Below are 23,924 nucleotides of genomic sequence, written 5' to 3'. Positions count from 1 at the left end.
CCAGGGGTGTCAGACACCTGTCCCGTCGAACACCCCCAGTTCTGGGGAACCCTCACCGTCCCCCGACCCCGCCTTCGACGAAGGCTGCTCAGCTGGTGGGGTTGGCGGCGAGTTGCTCGACGGGTGCGAAGTCGTCGCGCAGGACCTTGCCGCCGTCGATGAACGCGTCGACGTCGTCGACCAGCAGTCCGTCGGCGGGGTCGAACGACAAGTCCGGGATCGGCTGATCGGACGCAACGAGGATCTGGTTGCGTACCTGCCGGTCGATGCCGTCCGGGTGGACGATCACCTCGACGAAGTCGAAGTTGTCGCGCAGCGTGGCGACCTCCCATTCGGCAAACCGGTTCTGGTCGCCGTCGATGATGTTCATCACATAGATGCCGTCGTCGCGCAGGACTCGGTCCACGCTGGCGATGAACTCGGTCGTGGTCAGATGCCAGGGCACGGCCTGGCCGCCGAACGCATCGCCCACGACGACGTCGAACGAGTCGTCCGCGAGATCGTCGAAGGCGAGGCGACCGTCGCCGATGGTCACCTCCATGTCCGGTCCGGTCGCGAACCCGAGCTCGTCGCGGGCCACGTCGAGGAGGACGTCGTCGATCTCGAGCACCTGGTTGTAGGAGCCGGGCCGGGTCGCCTCGACCCACATGGGAACGGAGAATCCGCCGCCACCGAGGTGGAGCGCATCGATCGGCCCCTCGCTGGTCGAGTCGATCACATCGGCGATGAGGCGGATGTAGCGGAACTCCAGGTTGGTCGGATCGTCCAGGTCCACGGCCGCGTGGCGCAGCGTGTCGAGGATGAGGTAGCGCACCGACGCGTCCTCCTCGTCGCCCACGACCCGGCCGCAGAAGTAGGCCGACTCGAACTCGCACGGCGAATCGGCGGTCGCACCGATGCCGAACGACGCCAGCAGCACCACGACGAGCGTCGCGCTGGGCGCCTTGCGGGAGACGCGAACGGTCTCGAAGAGGCCCCACGCGACCAGGAGCGCCCCCACGATCATGACGATCGGCCGCGTCGGCGCGGCGGCGACGAGCACGAAGCCGGTGATGAAGGTGCCGAACAGGGCACCGGCAGTGCCGAAGGCCGACAGGCCACCGACGACCTTGCCGGTGTCCTCCAGCGAGTTGAGCCTCAGCTTGGCCGCCATCGGGCTGATTGCGGTGAGCACGGTTGCCGGGGCGAAGAACGACACGGTCGCGAGCACCACGATTGCCGCAGGTTCGCTGCCGAGCTCGGGGCCGAGCACCCCGACGATCCAGAGCGACCACCACGCCAGCGCGCCGCCGATGGCAAGCGCCGGGCCGATGAGCGCGGCGGGGTCGTAGCGGTCGGCCAGCCGCCCGCCGATGGCGCTGCCGATGGCGATGCCGGCGAGGATCGTGCCGATGATCGCGGTGAACGTCTCGAGCGACACGCCCACGTACGGGGCCATCAACCGCCCCGCCAGGATCTCCAGCACCAGCACCGCCGCCGACGTGCAGAACACCAGTATTCGTGCGCGTGCCTCCGACATCGTGCCGAGGCTAACCGTTGCTTTTGGGGTCAGACCCCCGTTGCAGTTCGACGTGCGACATCAACCGCAACGGGGGTCTGACCCCGAACTAGGAGGTGATGGAGCCGCCGTTGAGGTTGATGGTCTGGGCGGTGAGCCAGCTCGCCTCCTCCGAGGCGAGGTAGGCGCAGATCGCGCCGACGTCGTCGGGGGTGCCCAGGCGTTTGACCGGCACCGACTTGGCGAGGGCAGCGGTGATGTCGCTGCCGCCGGCGTTGTTCATCAGGCCCAGGGCGACGCTGTTGGCGGTCACGCCGGTGGCCGCGATCTCGAGCGCCAACGAGCGCATGAAGCCGAGACCGCCGCCCTTGCCCGCGGAGTAGGGGGCGACGCCGATGCCCACACCCGAGGCGCCCGCCCCGGAGGAGATCGTGATGATCCGGCCCCACGAGCGCTCGATCATGCCGTTGACGACGGCGTGACACGTGTTCATCACGCCCCGCAGGTTGACCTCGATCGGACCGTCCCAATCGGAGGGGTCCATGTCGGCGAACTTGGTCGGACGCATTCCCTCGGCCCCGCCGTTGCCCGCGTTGTTCACGAGGATGTCGATGCGATGGCCCTCCGTCGCCGCCGAGACCGCGCCGAGGTCGGTGACGTCGAACGCCAGTCCCGCCGCCGATCCACCGCCTGATACGATCTCCGCCGCGATCTCGTCGGCCCGTTCGGCCAACAGGTCGTTGACCAGTACGTGCGCACCCTGTCCGGCCAGGGTACGGGCGATACCGGCCCCCATGTTCTGGCCGGCCCCGGTGACGAGCGCCGTCTTGCCTGAGAGATCGAACATGGCGCGACCCTAGTCATGGCTCGTAGCCGAGGAGATCTCCCGGCTCGCAGTCCAACACGTCGCACAGCAGCTCGAGGGTGCTGAACCGGATGGCCTTGGCCTTGCCCGTTTTGAGGATCGAGAGATTTGCAAGGGTGATGCCGACCGCGTTGGACAACTCGGTGAGTGTCATTCCGCGCGCGTCGAGCATTCGGTCGAGGTTGACGATCACCGGCATCAGATGGTCGTCTCCTCGAACTCCTGCAGCTCGACACCCCGCTCGACGGCGCCGGCGATCGCAATGATCAGCAGGCCGACGATGAGCCACAGCCATGCATCGCCCCCGCCGCCGTCGAGCCGAAATCCGTCGACGGGCAGGTCGACCCGAGACAGGAGTGCGTCCATCAACAGCGGCACGCCGACCAGCATCACGGCGTAGCCGACCGCCGCGGCACCGGTGCGTTGGAGTCGGCGGGCGTTGTCCATGGTGAACGGCGTTCCGGCGAGGGATGCCCGCGTGATGCCCCGGACGTTCGTGACGGCGAACCAGCCGAGACCGAGCCACGCCGCGATCACGAACACGGCAACCGAGCGCACGACCGGGTCCTCGATCTCGATCGAGACCGCGGCCGCCCCGAAATCGGGCAGGTCCCCGATGGGAGGACCCTCGTCCAACGTCGTCGTGTTGGTGGACGGGTCGTGCGTCGCGACCCTCCCGCTCGGCGTGGTCTGTTCGATCGCAATCGCGTCGGTGGTGCCGGACAGGGTGGTGGTCGTCGTGCGGAAGAGCGTGAGGATCGCCAGCACGACGGAGAGTGCGGTCACGACGATCAGGATGACTCGAGCGATGGCCAGCAGCGTGTCGAGCACCTTGAGAACCGATTCCGAGCGTGTCGTTGTCATATCGAGAAACGATAAACTCGCGCCATATCGTTTGTCAATAAGAACCCCTGGTCAGCGCTTCAGCGCTCGGCTTCGCGGCGAACGGCGGGGCCGTGTTCGTCGAGCAGCGGTGGTGGCAGCGTCGTGTCGAGCCGCTCGCCGTCGATCACGATGGGCGAGCGGATGCCGGTGTAGCGACCGCGGGTGATCGTCGCATCGATGCCGACTTCCTGGGCCCAGGCCAGAGCCTCGGGGATCGAGTTGATCGGGCCGGTCGGCACCTGGTGACTGCGGAGCTTCTCGACCCAGGCATCGCGCGAGTCGGTCGTCAACGTCCGTTCGAGCTCGACGGACAGCTCGTCGATGTGGGCCCGACGCGTGGGGTTGTCGACGAAGCGGGGATCGTCGAGCAGGTCCGGCCGCTCGAGCGCAGCGGCCACTCCGGCGAACAGCTTGTCGTTGGCGGCAGCGATGATGATGTCGCCATCGGCGGTGCGATACGACTCGTAGGGGGCGATCGACGGATGACGGTTGCCATCGCGGCGCGGCTCGGCGCCGGCCATCGTCGTGGCGGTGCCGTGGTTGCCGAGCGCCGCCAGCGCGGTGTCGAACAGGCTCACCGACACATGCCGCCCCTCGCCGGTGCGGGTCGCCTCGGTCAACGCGGCGAGCAGGCCGATGGTTGCGTAGAGACCCGTGGTCATGTCGACGATGGGCACCCCGACCCGATTGGCCCGACCGTCGGCCTCGCCGGTCATGTGCATCAGCCCGCCCATGGCCTGGGCGACCAGGTCGTAGCCCGGCAGGGTCGACGCCGGCCCGTCCTCGCCGAACGCGGTGACCGTGCAGGTGACGACCGCCGGGCTCTCGACGGCCAGCGTGGCGCGGTCGAGGCCGCGGCCCGCCATGAACCCGGGTCGGAAGTTGTCGACCACGACATCGCCGGAGCGGGCCAGCGACCGGGCGAACGCGAGGTCGTCGTCGTCGAACAGGTCGAGCACGATCGAACGCTTCCCCCGGTTCAGCGACTCGTAGTAGGTCGAGTGCTGCCCGCCGTCGTCGCCGGGGTGCCACGGCGGTCCCCAGATGCGGGTGTCGTCACCGTGACCCGGCCGCTCGATCTTGATCACGTCGGCGCCGAGGTCGGCCAGGTTCTGGGTGATCAGAGGACCGGCGAGGACCCGGGAGAAGTCGATCACCCGCGTGCCGGCGAGGGGGAGTGGTTTGGTCACCTTCGCAATCTGGCAGAGTTTGCTCGTGCATGTGAGCATCACGGTCCCGACCGAAGACCCACGACTGGCGCGCGACGTCTATCCCGAGCTCGAACGCATCGGCTACGACCGGGCGTTCTCCTTCGAGGCGAAGCACGACCCGTTCGTGCCGCTGGCGATCGCGGGCGAACACACCGACCGGATCGAACTGGGCACGGCCATCGCAATCGCTTTCGCCCGCACACCGATGACGCTGGCCAACACCGGCTGGGATCTCCAGGCCACCACGGGTGGACGTTTCGTGCTCGGGCTCGGCTCGCAGATCCAACCCCACATCGAGCAGCGCTACTCGATGCCGTGGTCGAAGCCGGCCGCCCGGATGAAGGAGATGGTGGAGGCCATCCGGGCCATCTGGGACGCATGGGAGACCGGCGAGCGGCTGCGCTTCGAGGGCGAGTTCTACACCCACACCCGGATGATCCCGGCGTTCGATCCGGGTCCCAATCCGCATGGTCCGCCGCCGATCTTCACCGCCGGCTTCGGTCCTCTCTCCACCCGTGTCGCCGGTGAGGTGTCCGACGGCTTCCTCGTGCACCCGGTCAACACCCGCCGATCGCTGCTGGAGCTCACGCTGCCGGCCATCGCCGACGGCGCGGCCCGTGCCGGTCGAGCGGCGACCGACGTCGAGGTCGTCTGCGTCACCATCGTGGTGACGGGCCGCACCGAGGAGGAGTACGACCGCTCGCTCGAAGCGGTGCGCGGCCAGCTTGCGTTCTACGCCACCACACCGGCGTACCTGCCGGTCTTCGAGCTCCACGGCTACGGCGATCTGCATCCCGTGCTCAATCAGATGGCCCGCGAGAACCGGTGGGACGAGATGCCTGGTTTGATCGACGACGAACTCATCGAGACGATCGCCGTCGTGGGTGAGCCCCATGAGATCGCGCCCGCCATCGCAGCTCGACTCGATGGCATCAGCGACCATGTCAGCCTGGTGAACAACCGCGCCCCCGACCCCGAGCACTTCGCCGAGGTCGTGGCCGGGCTGCATACGATGAACCGGTGACCGACTTCATCCGCGAGAAGATCGCCAGCGACTGTGCCGACGGCCCCTACGGCGGCCGGGTGCAGACGCGCTTCCCGCCTGAGCCCAACGGCTTCCTGCACATCGGTCACGCCAAGGCGATCAGCCTGAACTTCGGCGTCGCCGAGGAGTTCGACGGCACCTGCGTGCTGCGCTTCGACGACACGAACCCGGATACCGAGGACGCCAGCTTCGTCGAGGCGATCCAGGACGACGTGCGGTGGCTCGGATTCGAGCCGGGCGAGCCCACGTTCGCGTCCGACTACTTCGACCAGCTCCATGCGTGGGCGGTGGAGCTGATCGAGAAGGGTTTGGCCTACGTCGACGATCAGGACGCCGAGACCATCTCGCAGAACCGCGGCGGGTTCACCGAGCCGGGCGTCGACAGCCCGTGGCGTGACCGCAGCGTCGAGGAGAACCTCGAGCTGTTCGCGGCGATGAAGGCCGGCGATGCGCCCGAGGGTTCCCGCGTGCTGCGAGCGAAGATCGACATGAACCACGAGAACATGCAGATGCGTGACCCCGTGATGTATCGCATCCGCCACAGCCACCACTTCCGCACCGGCGACACCTGGAAGATCTACCCCACCTACGACTGGGCCCACGGCCAGAGCGACGCCATCGAGGGCACGACCCACTCGCTCTGCACCCTGGAGTTCGACTCGCACCGCCCGCTCTACGACTGGTTCATCGAGCAGCTCGGCCTACCCGCCGACCGCCCGCGCCAGACCGAGTTCGCCCGCCTCAACCTCACCCACACGGTGATGTCCAAGCGCAAGCTGCTCCAGCTCGTCGAGGAGAACCTCGTCGACGGCTGGGACGACCCCCGCATGCCGACCATCCGCGGCCTGCGTCGCCGTGGCTATCCCGCCGAGGCCATCCGGGCGTTCGCGTCCCACATCGGTATCGCCCGGGTCAACGGCACCCACGAGATCGAGCTGCTCGAATCGTTCGTGCGCACCCACCACAACGCCCATGCGTTGCGGCGCATGGCCGTGCTCGACCCGCTCGAAGTGGTCATCACCAACTGGCCCGAGGGCGAGAAGGACGTTCGCGACGCGATCAACAATCCCGAGGACGAGTCGGCCGGCACCCGCGAGGTGCCGTTCAGTGGGCGACTGTTCATCGAGCGTGACGACTTCATGATCGACCCGCCCAAGAAGTTCTACCGACTTTCGCCCGGCACCGAGGTGCGGCTGCGGGCGGGCTACTTCATCACCTGCGACGAGGTCGAGACCGGTCCCGACGGCGAGCCCACCCGCCTGCTCTGCACCTACGACCCCGAGACGGCCGGCGGTCAGGCCCCCGACGGCCGCAAGGTGAAGGCCACGATCCACTGGGTGTCGGCCGACCACGCCGTCGACGCCACGGTGATGCTCTACGATCGACTGTTCACCGACGAGCACCCCGGCGCCGACGGCGAGGATCCGCTGGCATCGCTCAACCCGAACTCGCGCGAGGTCCGCAGCGGCTGCAAGCTCGAGCCGATCCTGGCCGACACACCGCGCGGCGAGGTCGTGCAGTTCGAACGCCTCGGCTACTTCGCCCGCGACCTCGACGAACCGCTCGTGTTCCACCGCACCGTGGGTCTGCGCGACGAGTGGGCCAACATCCAGAAGCGCCAGAGTCGCTGAGCGCCGGAATCGTCAGAGGTCGGCGAACGGCTCGAGATAACGCCACGCGATCTCGGGCGGAAGGCCACCGCACAGCGGCTGCAAGGCCAGTGCGCCGAACCGATCGTGCAGGGCCCGAGCCTCGTCGAGCGTGACGATCCGGTAGGGGCCGTTCTCGGCCCGCAGTGCGTCGACCGTGGTGGCCTGTGAACCAGAAGCGGAGGCGTTGGACCCCAGCCACTGGCCGTACATGCGGGCGTCGTGCAGCAGGTGTTCGCCGATCTCGGCCCAGCCGGCGTCGGGATCCTCCGCGATGAACACCGAGGTCGGCGAGCCCGCGCCCGGTGCCATGCACAGGCCGGGCGGGTTGCCGGCCGCGACGGCGGCCTCGTCGTAGGCCTCGGCCAGCGCCGGGTCGGCGTGCTGGGGCAGGAACATCATTGCGTGCCGGCCGGCCCGGCGGGCGGCCGCCGGGGTTCCGCCGCCGTAGGAGAGCATCGGTCCGCCGTCGGTGAACGGCGCCGGGGTGACCTCGACGGTGCGTCCCTCCCAGTCGAACCGCTCACCGGCGAGGGCGCGACGCAGGACACCGATCCGCTCGTCCATGATCGCGCCGCGCTGCGACGCGTCGACGCCGAACATGGCGTACTCCTCGGGCCGGTAGCCCAGCCCGAGCGTGTAGCCGACCCGGCCGCGGCTGAGGTGATCGAGTACCACCATGTCCTCGGCGAGCTTCACGGGGTCGTACATGAGGGCGAGCAGCGCACCGACATTGATCGACAGCGTGGAGGTGCGGGCGGCGGCCGCCGCCGCCATCACCAGCGGCGAGGGCAGGTAGCCGTCGCTCGACGAGTGGTGTTCGGAGAACATCCCCATCATCGCCCCGTTGGCCTCTCCCCATTCACACATCTCGAGCGACGCACCGTAGAGGTCGGCCATCGTTGCGGTGGACTGGGGACCGAGGCGGAAGTCGAAGCGCAGGATGATCATGGGCGAGAGCCTTGCACGACGTGGTGGGCGAAGCCGAACGAACGGGGCCGGTCGACGAAGCGCTCCTCGTCCTCGGCGGCGAGTCGCCCGATCTCGGGATCGGCGATGATCCCCTCGAGGAAGTGCTCGACCGACCGCAGGTGCAGCTCCGACATCGAATCGCAGGGGTCGGCCCGTAGGCCGGTCGCCGACCCGAGGTCTCGCGAGTCGTCGACGTCGACGTGGAGCTGGACATAGCCCTCGATGTTGGGCGTGCGCAGTCCGAAGTCGGAGTGGATCGACTCGTAGCGGTCGAGATAGTCGCCATGGCTGAAGTCGTCGCGTCGGTGCATGAGATACTGGTAGCGCACGGGGGTCGGCGCGGCGGGAGCGATGAACACGCGGTCGCGGCCGGCGATCGCCATCGACCGGGCCGGGTCGACCAGCTCGCCGAGCGTGTGTGCGAACTCGACGAGTGAGTCGTGATGCTCGACGGCGGACTCGACGGCCCCGGCGAACGGCGAGGCCGCGCCCATGAAGCAGACGGGATCGCGGGCCAGCGCCGTGAGCGAGTCGGGGGTCTCGGCCAGGACCGGACCGAGATCGACGCCGTCACGAGCGACGAGGTGGAGCATGAGCCGCACGCCGTTCAGCCGAGCAGTTCTCGCAGCACGGCGAGGTCCTCGACCGCCTGGGCGAGCATCGGGTCGGGCGCGTCGTGGTCGCCGCCGGTGCCGTGCACGAACTCGAGCGTCCACGTGCCGTCGAAGCCGAGCTCGCGGACCAGCGCGATCTTGGCGGTGAGCTCGTCGCGGATGTCGGCGAGCTTCGGTGAGCCGGTGAACAGGTGGTTCACGTGGACATGGCTGATGCGCTCGCCGTAAGCGGCGAACTTGGCTCGCAGCAGGTCGAGGTCGTCGTGGGTGTGGACCAGCGCGTTGCTGCCCGCGGCGAGCACCCGCGCCGCCACCGCGGGATCGTCCATGGCCGACCCGTCGTGGCACTCGCAGACCAGCTCGACCCCCGGTAGCAGGGCGGCCCAGCGCTCGAGTCGCGCCGCGTACCCGTCGGCGGCGCCGTCGTCGCGCTCGGCGCCGGTGTTCCACTTCACCTTCCGGGCTCCCGTGCGCAGGACCGTCTCGGCCGCCGCGTACCGATCCGCATCGTCGTCGTCATCGAAACCGACATAGGTGTTGTAGACCGCGATCGGCAGCGGATGGTCGAGAATCGCCTGCTGCTCCGTGGCATCGGCGTCGCGAAAGTGCGGCTCCCACAGCTCGATGCCGTCGAAACCGGCGGCCGCGATGGCGTCGAGCCAGTCGCTGACGCGGGTGGTGGCCCACGTGTCCTGGGTGACTCCGAACCATCGGTTGGGCTCGAGCACGATGGTGCCCAGGAGGATCTCCGTCATCGGGCGGTGTCCATCACCGGGCGATGGCGAAGTCGCTGATCTGGACGTCGTCGGCCCCGTAGTCGGCGAAGTTGTCCTCGGATCGGCCCCGGATGAACTCCTTCCAGGTGAAGGAGCGATACCGGGCCGCCGGAGCGGCGAGTTCGCGGATCGGTTCGATCACACAATCCCGCGGGGGGTTGGAGAAGAACGGGATCGAGTAGCGACTGCGATCGGTCATCGGGGTCACCCGGTGCACGGCGGCGCGATAGCGATCATTGGTCCAGACCTGCATCGTGTCGGCCAGGTTGACCACGATCGTGCCCGGCCGGGGCTCGACGTCGATCCAGCCGTGCTCGTGGGATTCGGCCTGGAGACCGCCCGTGTCGTCCTGGAGCAACAGCGTGAGCACGCCGGGGTCGGTGTGGTGTCCGAGGGCGACGTCGCCGAGCGGGTTGAGTCCGTCACGGTCGTCGGCGGGGACCGGATCGCCCACGGGATAGTGGTTGAGGCGGACGCTGCTGGTGGTGCGATGGGCCGGGTGGGTGGCCGCCACGGCGGGGGTGAGGCCGAGGGTGGCCTGCACCAGCGAGAGCGTGTCGGCCGCGAGCGCGGCGAAGGCGTCGAAGAAGTCGGTCATCGTGGCCCGGAACGAGTCGGGGGCGGCGGGCCAGCGGTTGGGGCTGCGGTCGTCGGGAATGGCCGGGTCGATGAAATCGAACACCTCCTTGTGGTCACGCTTGCGTTTCGTCAGCTCGCGGTCGTACCAGCCGAGCATCGCCTCGGGATTGCGACGGATTGCCTCCTTGTTCGCCCGATCGGTGTCGAAGAACGCCCGGGTGTCGGCCCAGGTCCGCTCGATCAGATCGTCGAGGCCATGACCCTCGAGCAGGAAGAAGCCGTGATCGGCGCAGGCCGCGTCGAGCGCCTCGAGCGACACGCCCGATGGCTTGCGTAGGTCGACGGTGGGGACGAGCTCCATTCCCAAACCGTAGATCGCACTGGTATTCTTCGCGTGTTGATGACCAGCATGCTGCGGATTCGGACCCTTCGATGACCTACGACTGGGCGTTTCTGCCGATGCAGCGCTCCAACGAGTTGCTCGGGGCACCGGATCGCTTGCGCCAACGACTCGCTGACGACGGCTACCTCTACTTCGAGCAGATTCTCCCGGTGGAGAAGCTGCGACGGATCAGGGAGCAGATCACCGGCGTGCTGGCCGGCGCCGGATGGATCGCCGGTGGGGACGAGCAGCTCGACGCACGGGTCATCCGAACGCCCGTCCGTGAAGGGGAGGACGACTTCTGGGAGCCCCTCGCCGGGGTTCAGAAGCTCCAGAGCTTCCACGAGTTCGGCCACGATCCGGTCCTGACCGACCTGATGCACCAGGTGGTCGGGTCGACCGCGTTCGCCCACCCGCTCAAGATCTGTCGCATGATCTTCCCCGAGTTCGAGGCGATCTCGACGCCACCGCATCAGGACTTCCCGAACAATCAGGGCACCGAGGGTCTCACCGCGACCTGGATTCCCCTGAGCGACGTGCCGGTGGCCCTCGGTGGTCTGGCGATCCTGCGGGGTTCGCACCGCTGGGGCCCGCTGCCCCTCGAGACCCATCTCGGTGCCGGGAACCGCTGTGCGCAGCTGCCCCTCGACATGCTCGAGCAGTGCCGCTGGGTGACCACCGAGTTCACGTTGGGCGACGTGCTCGTCTTCCCCTCGCTCACCGTCCATGCATCCCGGCACAACCTCTCGGCCAATGCGATGCGGCTCTCCATCGACTACCGGTGGCAGCGCGAAGGTGAGCCCTTGACCGAGGGCTGCCTGTCCCCACACTTCGGCACCCTCGATTGGGAGGACATCTATGCCGACTGGGACAGCGACGAGCACCAGTACTACTGGCGCGACCTCGACTACCGGATCGCGCCGTTCGAAGAGCTGCCGGTACACGTCGCCGCATCCGCCGAGGAGATGATCGGCGAATACCTCCGCCAGGAGCACCGGTCCAACGTCCGGCGTGCGCAGCGCGGCGCGGTGCGCCCGTGAACGCCGACAGATTCGCCGAGGCGCTGGCAACGCTGGCACCGGCGCAGGCGATCCGCTTGCGCCACGAGTACTTCCGCGACGCCACCTGGCACGCGCCCGACCCGCTGCCGCCTCGGATCACCGCCGGGCCCTGGTCGGGTCCCGAGATCCCCGAGGTCGCTGCCGCCGACCTCGACGCCGAGCGCTATCGACGGCTGATGGCCGACCACGGCTGCGTGCTCGTGCGCGGTCTCGTCGGTGCGGCCGAGGCCGCGTGGTTGCGGACCGCGATCGACCGCGCGCTCGAGACCGCCGATCTCCCGCGTGACGAGCGGGCCGGCCGAGAGGAGTGGTTCACGCCCTTCACCCCGCGTCCCGAGCACGGCAAGCTCGGCCCGCGTCGCAAGTTCATGCGCGACGCCGGCAGCATCTGGGCGGTCGACTCACCCCGCCTGTTCGACGAGGTCCTGACCCGCTACGACGAGCTCGGCATCCTGGCCCTGGTCGAGTCGATCCTGCACGAGCGACCGGTGATTTCGGCCAACAAGTTCAATCTGCGCCGGGTGCCGACCGGTATCCCGACCAACTGGCATCAGGACGGGGCGTTCCTGGGCGAGGACACCCGATCCGTGAATCTCTGGCTCTCGCTCTCGGATTGTGGTGTCGACGCCCCCGGACTGGACCTCGTGCCGCGACGCCTCGATCGGGTCGTCGACACGGGAACCCACGACGCCATGTTCGACTGGTCGGTCGCCCAGGCGGTCGTCGATGAGGTGGCAGGTTCGGCCGGCATCGTCCGACCGGTCTTCGCCCCCGGCGACGCGCTGCTGTTCGACCACCTCTTCCTTCACCGCACCGCGGTCAGCGAGTCGATGACGCAGCCGCGCTACGCGATCGAGAGCTGGTTCTTCTCCCCATCGACGTTCCCCGACGGGCAGATCCCCGTGGTCCTCTAGATCGCGATCGTTGTGGCGTGGTCGTAGAATTCGATGTCGAGCGCGTTGTCGTGGGCGATCCGTTCGCGTAGCGCCTCGCTGACCGGCACCGGCGTCGACTTGTTCGCCTCGACCGGCCCGCCGAGGTTCCACCCGAAGCGGGCGGCGAGGGCGGTGCAGAACTCCTCGAAGCGCGGTTGTACGCCGACGACGTCGATGGACGCGAGGCGCTCCTTGGCGAGGTCGAGGCGGGCCCGATCGAACGTGATGTCGGTGAGGGCACCATCGGTCATCTCGTCGCGTCGCAGGGCCACCATCTTGATCATGTGGTTGCGGATCAGCAGCTGGCGGATCGGGTCGTCGTAGATCTCCTCGAGCGACTGTTCGTGGGCACCCGGGGTGAGATCGCGGTGATGCTGCAGCACGGAGATCGTCCGGTCGACGGGATGACGCAGCACGGTGAACGTGGAGAACGTGTCACCGAGCACCTCGGTGGTGCAGAGCGGAAAGTGACCGGTCACCACCTGGATCTCGTCGCGTCGGGCCCGGTAGCGCTCGATCAGGTACTCGGGCACCAGCGTGCGGTCCGGGGCCGTGTCGTCCTGGGGCCCGGGGTAGAGGGCCGCGGGCTCGAACTGCCGCTGGAGTCGACGCCATAGTGCCGTTCCCGCCGTCTTGTGGAGGTGCAGGAAGAAGTACCGGGTCACGACAGCCGGCGCAGGTAGCCGCCCTGGTTGAAGGTCAGGCCATACCGCTCGACGTCGGTGTCCTGCACGAACTCGCCGTGATGGGGCAGGAGCCCGCGCAGTGCCTCGAGCGGACCGGGCCCGTATCCGGGCCACACGGGATTGCCGTTGACCACGGTGCCCTCGAAGATCAGGTACGAGCCGACGCTCACGAGTGGCGAGTAGGCGGCAAACTCCTTGGTGAGCATGCCCGCCTTCCCACCGGCACCGAGGATCACCATCGACGTGGCGTCCGGGTCGACGTCCTCCATGAGTTCCTTCACCGCTCGCGGCGACGCGGGCCCGGCATCGATGTGGGTCAGCCGGGGTGCGTCGCCGGGGGCGAACTCGCCGACGGAGACGACTCGGCCGTGCCCGATCAGTTCGCAGATGCTCGCGACGTAGCGGGCGGTGCCGCTGCCCTCGCGTTCCACGACGACGATCTGGTCGGGCCGGATCGAGGAGATCAGTTCCTGATAGATCATCAGGTCGGTCGGCGTGTTCTGGATCGGGTGTCCGAGCCACGACGTGTGCTGCCAGGCCAGCGACCGCCAGTAGCTGTCGATGAACGAGGCCGCGATCTCGTCGGGGATCGGCACCGGTTCGCTCGGGATCTCGCCGCGCGAGTCCGGGGAGTCGAAGGCCATCGCACCGAGACGGCGGGACCGGGTTCGCACCGCCGACTTCGTGGAGAAGCCACCGACGTAGCTGATGTGCTTGCCCGGTCCTCCGAGGGTCCGCCCCCGCAGTTCGCGGTAGTGGTCGCCGTAGCCGAAGATCTTCGTGCGTCGCTGATCGACGGACCCGTCGTTGGTCGTGATGCCACCGTGGACCTGGTGGAACGACCCCTCGCCGAGGATCGTCACCAGCTTGGTGCCGGGGTGGCCGCCGAGTCGCTCGTAGAGCTCGAGATTCGTGTAGCCGCCCCCCGCCATCGAGAAGCGCTCGTCGAATCCGCCGACCGTCTCGAGGAGGTCGCGGCCGACGAAGAGGCAGTTGCTCTCGATGATGCCGTCGAGCCAGTCCCGCTCGCCGATGAAGTGGCTGATCTCGAAGAGTCGGTAGCCGTCGTCGGGCCACTGGATGTTCTCGAAGAGCTGGTCCTCGATGTCCTGGTCGTAGTGCTCGCCGACGATGTCGGGTTGCTGGCCGGGTCCGACGTACCACTGTTGTGTCGCCACCACGGCGGGACTGCCGTAGGCCGAGAGTCCGTCGAGTCCGTAGCGCAGGACTCGCGGGGTCAACATGTGGGCCCCGTCGATCATGAACGCGATCTGGCGACCGGTGGCCTCGTGCATGCCGAGGTTGAGAGCGGCGTTGGGCGACGGATCGGCCGTGTCCGCGAGGTCGATCAGCCGGAACTCCTCGCCGAAGCTGCGGACGAACTCCTCGGTGAGACGCTGATCCGGATCGGAGCCGTTGTCGATGGCGATGACCTCGTAGCGAACATCGTCGATGTCCCGCTGATAGGTCCGCGACAGCGAATGGAGTGTGCGACGCGCTTCGCGGGCCATGTTGTGGAAGATGACCACGACCGAGAGGTCGAGGCTCTCGGTGGGCTCCGCCGACGCGAGCGGAACCGGCCCACCGCCGAGCGAGGGCGCCGCCGTCGTGCCGTCGCGATGGTGTCGCCAGGCGAGGCCGTTCCAGCCGATCCGTTCGGCCGCGGTGGTGGTCGTGCCGCGGAACTCCGCCAGCGCGTCAGCGGCGTCGGTGTCGGAGTCGTCGACGAGCACCATCGCGCCGTCGCTCAGGCGGTCGCCGACGGCTTCGAGAATCGCCCCGAGGTCGCCGACCTGACCGCGGCCGAGCCGCAGCATCGCGATCGACCCGATCGGGCTGGTGGGCAGAGCGTCGGTGGGTGGACCCTGGACGAATCGCACCCGATCGTCGAGCAGTCCGAAGCGGTCGAAGCCGCTGCGGACATCGGCGAGGTCGGACCACAGATCGGCCTTGCCGCCGTCGGTGAGCGCGCGGCGGCCGCCGGCGGGGGCCGCCCGGAACTCGTCGGCGACCCAGACGGTGCGGCCCTCGTCCTCGTGGGCGTCGAGGTAGCCGCGGAAGTAGATGCCCACGCCACCCGCACCACAACCCACGTCCACGAAGTCCCCTTCGACGCCGTCGCTGCGCACGATGTCGAGCGCCGCGTGGATGGCGTCGAGCTGGCGCCGGCCGATGTCGGCGTAGGCGAAGGCGCCGGTCGCACCGGTCGGGTCGCCGTCGGTCCGTGTCCGGTCGTACTCGCGAACGAGCGGTGGTCGGTGCTGACGCGGCGACCGGAGCAGTTCCGGGTCGAGTTGGTCGGCCCGTTCGATCACGTTGACGAGATGATCGATGCGCACCTCGTTCTCCACATAGTGCTCGTCGACCAGGGTGCCCCGGAGCAGGTCGAGGTGACGGTCGATGGCCCGCTCGAGACGACTGTCGTTCATCCGGCCGATGTTGTGGCTGAACACGACCTCGTCGAGCCGGATGGCCTCGGAGAGCTCGAGGAGCTCCTGGACTCCGGTGATGGACTCGAGTCGGTCGAGGGTCTCGCGCACCTGGGGGTGCTCGTCGAGGTACGCCTCCTCGGCCACGATCGCCAGCCCGTAATAGATCGGGAGGATCACCTGACGGATCGGAGTGTCGTGCTCGGCGATGAAGTCGTCGAGGCCGGTGCGGACGCCGTTGCGGGGGCCGCCCTCGGTGATCGCGTTCGCCAGGTTGACGTTCATGCCGCCGCGCTTGAGCAGCTGCGGTCGTCCCGGTGCCATGCCGCGGGTGTCCCACGGCTGCTGCTGATCCTCGGGCACGTTGCTCGGGTCGTAGTAGAGGTCTCGGCGGCCGTAGGGCCACGCCACGTCGTGGAGGACCATGAGTGGGAGGTGGCGGCCCTCGCGCCGTGAGGCCTCGCGCAGGAGAGAACACTCGTTGTAGACGGTGTACCAGTTGTGATCGCCGTCGATCAGCGCGAGGTCGAACGCCCGCGCCTCGGGCAACACGTTGAGGCTCAGGTCCCGGTGGAAGATGTACTGACCCGGGAAGCGGGCCTCGTGCTCGGTGGGGTCGAACTGGGGCAGCGGGTCGATCACGTGGATCTCGGCATCGGGACCGAGGTCCTCCAACATCTTCGCCGTGGTCTCGCCGCGGAGGGCGCCGATCTCCACGATGCGCCGCGCCCCGGAGATGCGGACGAGTGGTGCGATGACGGGTTCCCAGAACGGGTACATGGGGGCCTTTCCGGCGGGGGTATTGCGGGCGCGGTGCCCAAGTGTGGAGGGGCGGGCGTGCCCGGTCAACAAAAGAACACACCATTGGACAGCTAACATCGGCGTCCATGACCAGTTCGGGCCGGGGTGCGTGGCGAGAGAGGTTCCGCGCCACCCCCGACACCCCGGATCGGCGACGGTTCGACGCCGATCTCCGGCGTCGCTATCCGGGTTTCGTGGACGCCATCCGGGGCGATGCCCGCGCCGCGGCGCTGGGTCGCGGCGATCGACACGAATTCAGCTCGACACTCGATCTCGTCGTCCAGGTGGTCCGCCTGTGCGTCGTGACCGACGCGTTCGTCGCCGTGGTCGCCTATCGCGCCAAGACCGAGTGCCTCAAGCGCCGGATCCCGTTGCTGCCACGGTTGTTCCATCGGGTGGCGTTGATGTCGGCCCAGGTGTGCATCGGCGATCCGGTGGTGATCCAACCCGGCTTGTGCCTTCCCCACGGCATGGTGGTGATCGACGGGATGACGAGCCTCGGCCGGAACGTCACGCTCTCCCCGTGGGTCACCGTCGGCCTCCTCGCCCCCGATTTCGTCGGCCCGACCATCGGCGCCGGCAGCCGTATCGGCACCGGGGCGAAGGTGCTCGGGAGCATCACGCTCGGTCGCGAGGTCAAGGTCGGGGCCAACAGTGTCGTGATGGGCGACGTGCCCGACCGGGCGACCGCCGTCGGGGTGCCCGCACGCGTCGTGGAGCGCAGCGACGCGTGATCGTCCAGTTCGTGTATCCGACCACGGGGCAGGTCACCGGCGGGGAGGCCGTGCTCTACGAGCTCGCCCGGGGTCTGGCCCGGGCCGGTTGCAACGTCAACTTCCTCCACGGCCCGGCGTGGCCGAACCGGATCGATTCGCTCGACCAGCTGCCCGAGATCGCCGTGGGCGACGGTGTGCATCACCACCTGTTCGACGACATCGACGACCCGCAACTGCCCGGCGGGGATGTGATCTTCAACACGCAGGCGCCGGCTCGGCTCGGGTTGCCGGCGACGATGATCCAGGGTCACCGGATGCTCTCGGAGGAATGGGAACGGCGGGCGTTTCGTGGCCCGGGACCGAAGATCTGTGTCGCCTCCTGGCTCCAGGACGTCGGCGAGGCCTATGGCGTTCGGCGTGATCAGCTCCACCACGTCCCCCCCGGCCTCGACCATGAGCGATTCCGTCGGACGACACCGCTCACCGACCGGGCGATCGACGTCGCCATGCTGCATCATCCTCATCGTGAGAAGGACTGGCCGACGGCGCAGGCGATGCTCGTCGAGTTGCGAGAGCGTCGGCCCGAGACACGGGTGGTCGTGTTCGGTCGCTCGCTCGACGACCGCATTCCCGCCGGGGTCGAGACCGTCGATTCGCCGGACCACCGTCGTCTGGCCGAGGAGATCTACGCCGAGACCCGGGTCTTCGTACAGGCCAGCCGGAACGAGGGGTTCGGCCTGACCCCCTTGGAGGCGATGGCCTGCGGCGCCGCCTTGGTCTCCACCGACTGCGGGGGTTCTCGCGACTACGCACGACCCGGGCTGACGGCTGATGTCGTCCCCGTCGAACAGCCGTCAGCCCTGGCCGACGCGGTGATCCGGCTTCTCGACGACGAACCACGACGACTGCGCTACGCCCAGGCCGGCATGCACCACGCGATGACATTCGACTGGGATCGCTCGTCCGAGCACCTCGCCGAGATCCTCGAACGCTATGTCGCCGACCCGGCGCCGTTCCTCGCCCCGCCGCTCGACGGGTGATCAGCCGGGCCGGCCGTACTTCTGCGGCTCGGCGAGGTAGGCGTCGAGGAACGTCTCGAGGCGATCGCCCGAGGCCTCCCAGGTGAAACCCGCCGCGACCCGCTGTCCGGTCGTGGCGAGTGCGACCCGCATGGCGTCGTCGTCGAGCAACCGCTCGACGGCGGTGACGAGCCCAGGCCCATCCGGGTAGTCGGCGACGAGCGCGCTCTCGCCGGGGAAGGCGTAGTCCTCGGACCCGCCGTTGTCGGTGGTCACGAGCGCAGCCCCGCAGGCCATCGCCTCGAGGGCCGGGAGTCCGAACCCCTCTATCCGGCTCGTCCAGAGAAACACGGCGCTGCCGTTGAAGAGCTCGTCCACCAGGGTCGTCTGATCGGGATCCTCGAAGTAGGTGATCCAGTCGGGCAGGGGGTCCTCCGGAGGCAGGCTGCCGAACCCGACGATCTCCACGTCGGGACGTCGGGCATGCAGCGCGGTGAGAACCTCGAGCGCGAGCGCCGCGCCCTTGCTGCGATGCGAGTTGTAGCAGAAGAGCACTCGCGAGGGCCGCCCCGCGATCGGCCGGGTGAGTCGATGGCGGTCGTGTCGCAATCCGTTGGGAATGTGGACCAGCTGTTCGGCGGGCACACCGTGTTCGCGCCCGATGCGCGTGAGCCAACTGGCGACACAGATCTTCGGGCACGGATTGCGGTAGGTCGCGAGCTCCACCGATTCGGCGTACATCTGGAAGCCCTGCACCCACGAGACCGGGAGCCCGTAGCGGGGATTCTCTTCGACCTCCTTGCCGTAGCCGAAGAAGACGTCGGCGGACACGATCCCGCCGGCGTCGAGCTCGGGCGTACCGCGGAAGTGGTGGTGCAGCTCCGCTCGGAACTCGTACCAACCGATCTCGCCGACGCTGCGGACCGCGTCGTCGCCCCAGAGATCGTGGTGGTAGAGGTGTACTTCGTGGCCGCGCTGCGCCATGACCGTGGCGAACTCGTAGATCGTCGCGTTTCCGCCGACGGGGTGCCGTGTACTCGGCGCGAGAAAGGTGAGGATCATCGCGGGGCGATTGTACGCGCAGCCAACTGTTACCCTGACCTGCTCGTGGATGAGACCGCCGATGTCGAGAGCGCGAGGGAGAAACACGACCTCGCCATCGCGGCCGAGCTCGCCCACCTCGCGATCGCCGAGTTCGCGGCCCAGGGCGATCCCTTCCTCGTGCGCCACACGGTACAGCTCACCTCCTTCGGGGGTTCGGGCACGACCGCGCTGACCAGGGTCTTCGTCGACGCGGCCCTCGATCTGCCGCGCGGACCTGCACAATGGCCCCACAAGCATCTCCGCCGGCCACCCTCCGCCGATGCGGTGCCGCCGGGGTTTCGGGTCGTCTACCCCCTGAGCGATCCTCGTGACGCGGTGTTGTCGATCTTTCGTCGCGGCATCCAGGAGGGGCACTGGCGCGGCCTCCACTCGACCGAGCCCGACACCCCGGCGCCGGGAGGCCTCGCCGATCTCCACACGTTCCTGGCGGGAGGTGTCGACGAGTTCGGTCTGGCCGACCATGTCGACGGATGGCGCCGGCACCCCGCCGGCTACCCGGTCATGTTCGTCCGCTTCGATCGCATCGACGAGGCGTGGGATGACCTCGCGGCGTTCGTCGGGCTGCCCGAAGGACATCCTCGGCTCGCCTACGAGTCGCGCAGAAGCGACTGGCGCTCGGCGGCGCCGGATACTCGCGACGGTGTCGATGCCATGTACGGCGAGCTGGCGTCGCAGATCGACTCGATGCCGCCGGCTGTGGTGATCTGAGGCCGTGATGGGAGAGCGCGAATTCGTCTTCAACGTCGTGTGGGCGGGGACGGTTTTCTCCTACCTCCGGTTCTTCGTCCAGAGCCAGATCGCTCACACCGAGGCGCACTTCCGCTTCGTGGCCAACGCGTGTCCGCCCGCCGAGTTGGCGCTGCTAGAGGCGTTCGCGGCCTCCGAGCCGCAGGTCGTCGAGGTCCTCGAGGTGTCTCGTGACGAGATGGTGCCCCACGGCACCGCCCTCGAGCGTGTTCGTGATGCGCGCGATGACGGCGAGTTCTTCTGCCTGATCGACAGCGACATCCGGGCATCAGGTCCCTTCGTGGCGGACTTCGCGGCGATCCTCGCCGGCGAGACGGACAACGAACGCAAAATCGCCGGCGTGACCTCGGGAAAGGGCGTCTGGTCGACGTCCGACGTCGTGCCCGAGGGTCACCCGGGGGTGAACGGTGAGTACTTCTACTCCCGCGACGGGTTTCTCTTCGGGAGCCCACACTTCGCGATGTATCGCCGCGCCGCGATCGACGACGTCCGTGATCGCTGGGGTGTGCGCTTCGACTCCGCGGGTCCCGACCTGGCCGAGTCGGCCGCCGCGGCGCTCGCCGCTGCGGGTCACGACTACTGGCTGTACGACACGGGGAAACTGGTCAACGTCTTCCTCCAGGAATCGGGCCACGAGTTGCGCCATCAGGAACATCCGAACCTGCTCCACATCGGCGGGATGACGCACTACCTCTCGCCCCCCGAACTCTCCGCTGCGGGACCCGTGGCGAAGCTTGGTCGCGTGGATCGCACCACCTGGAACGCCGATCGACTCGAGGTGGCCGAGTTCAGCGCCGCGGTGCTGCGGGGTGCCGTCGACGGGGGCACGGTCCCGACGATCCCCGAGGGCCTCACGAGCGAGGTCGCCGAGAAGCTGACGATGGTGCGGCGCGAGATCCTCGCGATCGTGCCCTGACAGCAGAAGGGCCGCTCCGGAGAGCGGCCCTGATCTGTATTGCTGTGGCGCGCCCGGAGAGATTCGAACTCCCGGCCTTCTGATCCGTAGTCAGATGCTCTATCCAGCTGAGCTACGGGCGCACTGCCCTTGAGACAACGAGGCCTCTTGAGATAACGAGACGCCAGTGTACGCCCACTGAACGCAGGCGCCACCGGATTCTCGACTCACATGTGCTTGGCGGAGACGGTGGGATTTGAACCCACGAACGCCTTGACGACGTTACTTCCTTAGCAGGGAAGCGCCTTCAACCTGGCTCGGCCACGTCTCCCGACGGCGGTGAGGTTACCGCTCGCGCGCTCAGAATTGTTCGACGGCCGAGATGAACGATTCGGTCACCCGGTCGAGGTCAGCTTGACCGAGGCTCGTGAAGAACGGCAGTCGCAGGAGCCGGCGACTCACGTCGTCGGTCACCGGGCACGCCAGTTCCTCGGCGGCCACGGCCACGCCGCCGGGTGAGCTGTGCAGCGGGACGTAGTGGAAGGTGGCGTAGATGTCGTCGTCGTTCATCGCCTTCAACACGTGGTTGCGCATCTCGGCGTCGGGCAGCAGGACGTAGAACATGTGGTACGCCTGCTCGCAGTCGTCGGGGACCACGGGCAGGCGGATGCCGTGTGAATCGACGAACGGGGAGAGCGCGTCGAAGTAGTGGTCGAACACGTGGCGGCGCTTGCGCAGGATCGATTCCTTCTCCTCGAGCTGCCCGTAGAGATAGGCGGCCAGCACGTCGGCCATGCCGAACGAGGACCCCACGTCCTGCCAGGAGTACTTGTCGACCTGGCCGTGCAGGAAGGCCCGTCGGTTGGTGCCCTTGTCGTAGATGACGTGGGCGCGGTCGATGTCGGCCTCGTCGTTGACGACGAGGGCGCCGCCCTCGCCGCAGATGAAGTTCTTCGTCTCGTGGAAGCTGAGGGTGGAGAACCGGCCGAACGAACCGAGCGGTTCGCCGCGGTAGGTGCCGAACAACCCGTGGGCGTTGTCCTCGACGATGTCGGCCCGGGGCCAGCGTTCGACGACATCGCACATGTCGGCGATGCGCCCGCCGATGCCGGAGTAGTGAATGGGCACGACGGCCTTGACGGTGTCGTCCATGATGTCGGCGAGGCGGTCGACATCGAGACTCAGGGTGTCGGGCTCGATGTCGCAGAACCGCACCTTGGCCCCGGCGCGGACGAAGGCCAACGCGGTGGTCACGAACCCGAACGACGGGGCGACGATCGTGTCGCCGGGCCGGATGTCGAGCAGGATCGCGCTCATCTCCAGCGCGGCCGTGCACGAGGTGGTGAGCAGGACGTCGGCCGCGCCGGTGGCGGCTTTCAGCTCGTCGACTGCGAGGGCGGTGAAGGGTCCGGACGCCGAGGTGTGGCCGTGTTCGACCGCCGACTTGATGTAGTCCAGCTCGCGGCCTTCGACGCTCGGGCGGTTGAAGGGAATGAAGCTCTCGGGATTCTCGGCGTAGTTGCTCATGTCGCCCACCAGTGATGGGTGTAGGTCACCCGGGTCAGCGCGAACCCACAGTGCTCGAGGAAGCGAAGCGGCGCGATGTTGCGGGCCGCGCACGTTCCGCCGTGTACCTCGCCACCGTCGGCCCAATCGATGAGTTTGGCGATATGGGCCCATGCGGCACCGGTGCCGGGCCGGATGACGCCGAGCAGGTCGATGCGGGGAGGCTCGCCCCACACGTGGGTACCCACCCCGTCGATGCCGTCCTCGTCTTCGGAAATGGTGGCCATGCGATCGTCGTCCGTCACCGCTCGAGTCACCCAGGCGCTGCACAGACGACGAGCGGCGCTCCGGCCGAAACGCGGGTCGACGCCGAAGCGACTCCAAGGGGCGAGCGTGTCGAGCGAGTCACTGATCTGGTCGAGGTCGGCTTCGGTCGCCTCACGCACGACCGACCGGGTCGGCGGCACCTCGAAGGGGCCGGGCGGGCGCTTCATCAACTGACTGACTTCGACCAGACGGAATCCGACGTCCTGGGCCCGGACGGACGTGAAACTGTCGCGGGGTTCGTGTGTTCCGTAGACGCAGTCGAAGCGTCGGTCGCGGGCCTCCGTGACGATCGCGTCGAGGGCGGCCACGTCGGCGCCGTTGAGATCGACCTGCCCGATCGAGATGCTGAAGAAGTCACTGTCCCAGGGGAGCTTGTCGATCCGGTCTGACATATCCGCCCATCTGTATCACCGCACGGTTCCAGAGGGAAGGCTGGCCCCGACGTTTCAGCCGTAGGAAGCGCCGTCTTTCCACCAATGGAAGGCGCCGCGGGAACTGCTGATCACGTAGCCGTGGCGGTGGAGGTGACGGAGGATGGCGATGTTGCGGACGGCCATCCATCCGGCCGACGTGGCGGTCCCTCCCGGGGCCCAGTCGAAGAAGTACGCCATGAGCGCGTCGGCCACGCCGGCGCCGGGTTTCGTCACCGTCGTCGATTCGTAGCCGGGCACGCCCAGTTCGCCCGGGCAGGCCTGCGTCGCGAAGCCGGTGAGTCCGCTGTCGTCCTCGGTCACGGTGACCAGGCGGGTCTCGTCCCGGATCCCACGCTCCACCTGGGCCCGCCACATCCGCACCCCGGCTTCGAGCCCGAAGCGGTCGTCGGCCCCGAACCGGCTCCACGGGGCGATGATCGGCACGATCTCCATGATCGCCTCGATGTCGTCCTCGGTGGCCTCCCGCGCGACCGAGTCGGATGGCAATGGAACGTAGGGAACGTCCGGGCGCATCATCTGCACCGACTGGTCGACGAGGAGGAAGTTGTGCAGCTGCACCCGGATGGCGACATTGTCGTCGTCCTGTCCGGTGTCGAGTGCGCCGTAGACGCAGTCGAAGTCCCTGTCGCGGGCTTCGGCATCGAAGGCCGCGAGGTCGTCGGCGGTGGCGCCGTCGAGTACGACTCTCCCGATCGACAGGTCGAAGAAGTCGCTGTCCCAGGGGAGCGCTTCGATGCGGCCTGACATCCGCCCATCTGTACCACCGCTCGGTCCGAGTGGGAAGTGCG

The 23,924-nt window shown here is 68.1% G+C and carries 23 protein-coding genes and 2 tRNA genes; 8 read left to right on the top strand and 17 right to left on the bottom strand.

Going from position 1 to position 23,924, the window contains the following annotated elements:
* Positions 1 to 88 precede the first annotated feature (88 nt).
* From RIB98_11000 to RIB98_10980, 5 genes are all read right to left on the bottom strand, one after another.
* Positions 89 to 1,519, bottom strand: a complete 1,431-nt coding sequence (locus RIB98_11000) for a fused MFS/spermidine synthase (protein ID MEQ8841501.1) — start codon at positions 1,517 to 1,519, stop codon at positions 89 to 91.
* Positions 1,520 to 1,607: 88 nt separating this feature from the next.
* Positions 1,608 to 2,345, bottom strand: coding sequence for an SDR family NAD(P)-dependent oxidoreductase (locus RIB98_10995; GenBank protein MEQ8841500.1), 738 nt, complete (start codon positions 2,343 to 2,345; stop codon positions 1,608 to 1,610).
* Between the two features lie 13 nt (positions 2,346 to 2,358).
* Complete coding sequence (locus RIB98_10990; protein MEQ8841499.1) at positions 2,359 to 2,562, bottom strand: helix-turn-helix transcriptional regulator; 204 nt, start codon at positions 2,560 to 2,562, stop codon at positions 2,359 to 2,361.
* A complete protein-coding gene (locus RIB98_10985; GenBank protein MEQ8841498.1) occupies positions 2,562 to 3,227 on the bottom strand; it encodes a DUF2975 domain-containing protein in 666 nt (221 codons plus the stop codon). The genes RIB98_10990 and RIB98_10985 overlap by 1 nt, the downstream gene beginning before the upstream one ends.
* 59 nt (positions 3,228 to 3,286) lie before the next feature.
* Positions 3,287 to 4,438, bottom strand: coding sequence for a CoA transferase (locus RIB98_10980; GenBank protein MEQ8841497.1), 1,152 nt, complete (start codon positions 4,436 to 4,438; stop codon positions 3,287 to 3,289).
* A 31-nt stretch (positions 4,439 to 4,469) separates the two neighbouring features.
* Here RIB98_10980 and RIB98_10975 point away from each other — a divergent pair, with 31 nt between their 5' ends.
* Together RIB98_10975 and RIB98_10970 are read left to right on the top strand one after the other, a co-directional pair.
* Positions 4,470 to 5,483, top strand: coding sequence for a TIGR03617 family F420-dependent LLM class oxidoreductase (locus RIB98_10975; protein ID MEQ8841496.1), 1,014 nt, complete (start codon positions 4,470 to 4,472; stop codon positions 5,481 to 5,483).
* Positions 5,480 to 7,135, top strand: coding sequence for a glutamine--tRNA ligase/YqeY domain fusion protein (locus RIB98_10970; protein ID MEQ8841495.1), 1,656 nt, complete (start codon positions 5,480 to 5,482; stop codon positions 7,133 to 7,135). The genes RIB98_10975 and RIB98_10970 overlap by 4 nt, the downstream gene beginning before the upstream one ends.
* A gap of 12 nt (positions 7,136 to 7,147) precedes the next feature.
* On the opposite strand, the gene RIB98_10965 is transcribed toward RIB98_10970, so the two are convergent.
* From RIB98_10965 to RIB98_10950, 4 genes are read right to left on the bottom strand one after another with little or no spacing between them, the layout of a single operon-like run.
* Positions 7,148 to 8,104 carry an LLM class flavin-dependent oxidoreductase gene (locus RIB98_10965; GenBank protein MEQ8841494.1) on the bottom strand — a complete coding sequence of 319 codons (957 nt, stop codon included), beginning with the start codon at positions 8,102 to 8,104 and terminating at the stop codon, positions 7,148 to 7,150.
* Positions 8,101 to 8,718, bottom strand: coding sequence for an EthD domain-containing protein (locus RIB98_10960; GenBank protein ID MEQ8841493.1), 618 nt, complete (start codon positions 8,716 to 8,718; stop codon positions 8,101 to 8,103). The genes RIB98_10965 and RIB98_10960 overlap by 4 nt, the downstream gene beginning before the upstream one ends.
* A 14-nt stretch (positions 8,719 to 8,732) precedes the next feature.
* Positions 8,733 to 9,494 carry a hypothetical protein gene (locus RIB98_10955; GenBank protein ID MEQ8841492.1) on the bottom strand — a complete coding sequence of 254 codons (762 nt, stop codon included), beginning with the start codon at positions 9,492 to 9,494 and terminating at the stop codon, positions 8,733 to 8,735.
* Between the two features lie 13 nt (positions 9,495 to 9,507).
* Complete coding sequence (locus RIB98_10950) at positions 9,508 to 10,455, bottom strand: 2OG-Fe(II) oxygenase family protein (GenBank protein MEQ8841491.1); 948 nt, start codon at positions 10,453 to 10,455, stop codon at positions 9,508 to 9,510.
* 71 nt (positions 10,456 to 10,526) lie between these two features.
* Here RIB98_10950 and RIB98_10945 point away from each other — a divergent pair, with 71 nt between their 5' ends.
* A complete protein-coding gene (locus RIB98_10945; GenBank protein MEQ8841490.1) occupies positions 10,527 to 11,516 on the top strand; it encodes a phytanoyl-CoA dioxygenase family protein in 990 nt (329 codons plus the stop codon).
* Positions 11,513 to 12,451 carry a phytanoyl-CoA dioxygenase family protein gene (locus RIB98_10940; GenBank protein ID MEQ8841489.1) on the top strand — a complete coding sequence of 313 codons (939 nt, stop codon included), beginning with the start codon at positions 11,513 to 11,515 and terminating at the stop codon, positions 12,449 to 12,451. The genes RIB98_10945 and RIB98_10940 overlap by 4 nt, the downstream gene beginning before the upstream one ends.
* Here RIB98_10940 and RIB98_10935 read toward each other — a convergent pair.
* Both RIB98_10935 and RIB98_10930 read right to left on the bottom strand, forming a co-directional pair.
* Complete coding sequence (locus RIB98_10935) at positions 12,448 to 13,137, bottom strand: hypothetical protein (protein MEQ8841488.1); 690 nt, start codon at positions 13,135 to 13,137, stop codon at positions 12,448 to 12,450. The genes RIB98_10940 and RIB98_10935 overlap by 4 nt on opposite strands.
* On the bottom strand, positions 13,134 to 16,367 hold the full coding sequence (locus RIB98_10930; GenBank protein ID MEQ8841487.1) for a CmcI family methyltransferase: 3,234 nt from the start codon (positions 16,365 to 16,367) through the stop codon (positions 13,134 to 13,136). The genes RIB98_10935 and RIB98_10930 overlap by 4 nt, the downstream gene beginning before the upstream one ends.
* 107 nt (positions 16,368 to 16,474) lie before the next feature.
* On the opposite strand from RIB98_10930, the gene RIB98_10925 reads away from it, so the two are divergent.
* Both RIB98_10925 and RIB98_10920 read left to right on the top strand, forming a co-directional pair.
* Positions 16,475 to 17,122 carry a hypothetical protein gene (locus RIB98_10925; protein MEQ8841486.1) on the top strand — a complete coding sequence of 216 codons (648 nt, stop codon included), beginning with the start codon at positions 16,475 to 16,477 and terminating at the stop codon, positions 17,120 to 17,122.
* Positions 17,119 to 18,144, top strand: a complete 1,026-nt coding sequence (locus RIB98_10920; protein MEQ8841485.1) for a glycosyltransferase family 4 protein — start codon at positions 17,119 to 17,121, stop codon at positions 18,142 to 18,144. Before RIB98_10925 ends, RIB98_10920 begins: the two co-directional genes overlap by 4 nt.
* Here the strand turns inward: RIB98_10920 and RIB98_10915 are convergent, their stop codons facing one another.
* A complete protein-coding gene (locus RIB98_10915; GenBank protein ID MEQ8841484.1) occupies positions 18,145 to 19,185 on the bottom strand; it encodes a glycosyltransferase family 4 protein in 1,041 nt (346 codons plus the stop codon).
* 45 nt (positions 19,186 to 19,230) lie between these two features.
* Here RIB98_10915 and RIB98_10910 point away from each other — a divergent pair, with 45 nt between their 5' ends.
* Complete coding sequence (locus RIB98_10910; protein MEQ8841483.1) at positions 19,231 to 19,935, top strand: hypothetical protein; 705 nt, start codon at positions 19,231 to 19,233, stop codon at positions 19,933 to 19,935.
* Positions 19,936 to 19,942: 7 nt separating this feature from the next.
* On the top strand, positions 19,943 to 20,890 hold the full coding sequence (locus RIB98_10905) for a hypothetical protein (GenBank protein ID MEQ8841482.1): 948 nt from the start codon (positions 19,943 to 19,945) through the stop codon (positions 20,888 to 20,890).
* 45 nt (positions 20,891 to 20,935) lie between these two features.
* Here RIB98_10905 and RIB98_10900 read toward each other — a convergent pair.
* The 5 genes from RIB98_10900 to RIB98_10880 all read right to left on the bottom strand — a co-directional run bounded on the left by RIB98_10900 (position 20,936) and on the right by RIB98_10880 (position 23,883).
* Positions 20,936 to 21,012, bottom strand: a tRNA-Arg gene (locus RIB98_10900).
* A gap of 95 nt (positions 21,013 to 21,107) precedes the next feature.
* A tRNA-Ser gene (locus RIB98_10895) sits at positions 21,108 to 21,200 on the bottom strand.
* Positions 21,201 to 21,229: 29 nt separating this feature from the next.
* A complete protein-coding gene (rffA, locus tag RIB98_10890) occupies positions 21,230 to 22,396 on the bottom strand; it encodes a dTDP-4-amino-4,6-dideoxygalactose transaminase (GenBank protein ID MEQ8841481.1) in 1,167 nt (388 codons plus the stop codon).
* The gene (locus RIB98_10885) at positions 22,393 to 23,094 is read right to left on the bottom strand and encodes a hypothetical protein (GenBank protein ID MEQ8841480.1); all 702 of its coding nucleotides are present in this window, start codon (positions 23,092 to 23,094) and stop codon (positions 22,393 to 22,395) included. The genes rffA and RIB98_10885 overlap by 4 nt, the downstream gene beginning before the upstream one ends.
* Positions 23,095 to 23,148: 54 nt before the next feature.
* The gene (locus RIB98_10880) at positions 23,149 to 23,883 is read right to left on the bottom strand and encodes a hypothetical protein (GenBank protein MEQ8841479.1); all 735 of its coding nucleotides are present in this window, start codon (positions 23,881 to 23,883) and stop codon (positions 23,149 to 23,151) included.
* Positions 23,884 to 23,924 lie beyond the last annotated feature (41 nt).

This window comes from Acidimicrobiales bacterium, from assembly GCA_040219515.1.
Taxonomy (GTDB): Bacteria; Actinomycetota; Acidimicrobiia; order Acidimicrobiales; family Aldehydirespiratoraceae; genus JAJRXC01.
The sequence above is the reverse complement of the archived record's forward strand: the minus strand, read 5'-3'. Positions and strand labels throughout refer to the sequence as shown.

What these genes read in the sequence shown, in the direction of transcription:
- RIB98_10945 (MEQ8841490.1), top strand. Translation starts at nt 10,527, where the DNA reads ATGACCTACGACTGGGCGTTTCTGCCGATGCAGCGCTCCAACGAGTTG.
- RIB98_10930 (MEQ8841487.1), bottom strand. Translation starts at nt 16,367, where the DNA reads ATGTACCCGTTCTGGGAACCCGTCATCGCACCACTCGTCCGCATCTCC.
- RIB98_10885 (MEQ8841480.1), bottom strand. Translation starts at nt 23,094, where the DNA reads ATGTCAGACCGGATCGACAAGCTCCCCTGGGACAGTGACTTCTTCAGC.
- RIB98_10915 (MEQ8841484.1), bottom strand. Translation starts at nt 19,185, where the DNA reads ATGATCCTCACCTTTCTCGCGCCGAGTACACGGCACCCCGTCGGCGGA.
- RIB98_10965 (MEQ8841494.1), bottom strand. Translation starts at nt 8,104, where the DNA reads ATGATCATCCTGCGCTTCGACTTCCGCCTCGGTCCCCAGTCCACCGCA.
- RIB98_10985 (MEQ8841498.1), bottom strand. Translation starts at nt 3,227, where the DNA reads ATGACAACGACACGCTCGGAATCGGTTCTCAAGGTGCTCGACACGCTG.
- RIB98_10925 (MEQ8841486.1), top strand. Translation starts at nt 16,475, where the DNA reads ATGACCAGTTCGGGCCGGGGTGCGTGGCGAGAGAGGTTCCGCGCCACC.
- RIB98_10955 (MEQ8841492.1), bottom strand. Translation starts at nt 9,494, where the DNA reads ATGACGGAGATCCTCCTGGGCACCATCGTGCTCGAGCCCAACCGATGG.
- rffA (MEQ8841481.1), bottom strand. Translation starts at nt 22,396, where the DNA reads ATGAGCAACTACGCCGAGAATCCCGAGAGCTTCATTCCCTTCAACCGC.
- RIB98_10905 (MEQ8841482.1), top strand. Translation starts at nt 19,943, where the DNA reads ATGGGAGAGCGCGAATTCGTCTTCAACGTCGTGTGGGCGGGGACGGTT.
- RIB98_10995 (MEQ8841500.1), bottom strand. Translation starts at nt 2,345, where the DNA reads ATGTTCGATCTCTCAGGCAAGACGGCGCTCGTCACCGGGGCCGGCCAG.
- RIB98_10880 (MEQ8841479.1), bottom strand. Translation starts at nt 23,883, where the DNA reads ATGTCAGGCCGCATCGAAGCGCTCCCCTGGGACAGCGACTTCTTCGAC.
- RIB98_11000 (MEQ8841501.1), bottom strand. Translation starts at nt 1,519, where the DNA reads ATGTCGGAGGCACGCGCACGAATACTGGTGTTCTGCACGTCGGCGGCG.
- RIB98_10950 (MEQ8841491.1), bottom strand. Translation starts at nt 10,455, where the DNA reads ATGGAGCTCGTCCCCACCGTCGACCTACGCAAGCCATCGGGCGTGTCG.
- RIB98_10990 (MEQ8841499.1), bottom strand. Translation starts at nt 2,562, where the DNA reads ATGCCGGTGATCGTCAACCTCGACCGAATGCTCGACGCGCGCGGAATG.
- RIB98_10960 (MEQ8841493.1), bottom strand. Translation starts at nt 8,718, where the DNA reads ATGCTCCACCTCGTCGCTCGTGACGGCGTCGATCTCGGTCCGGTCCTG.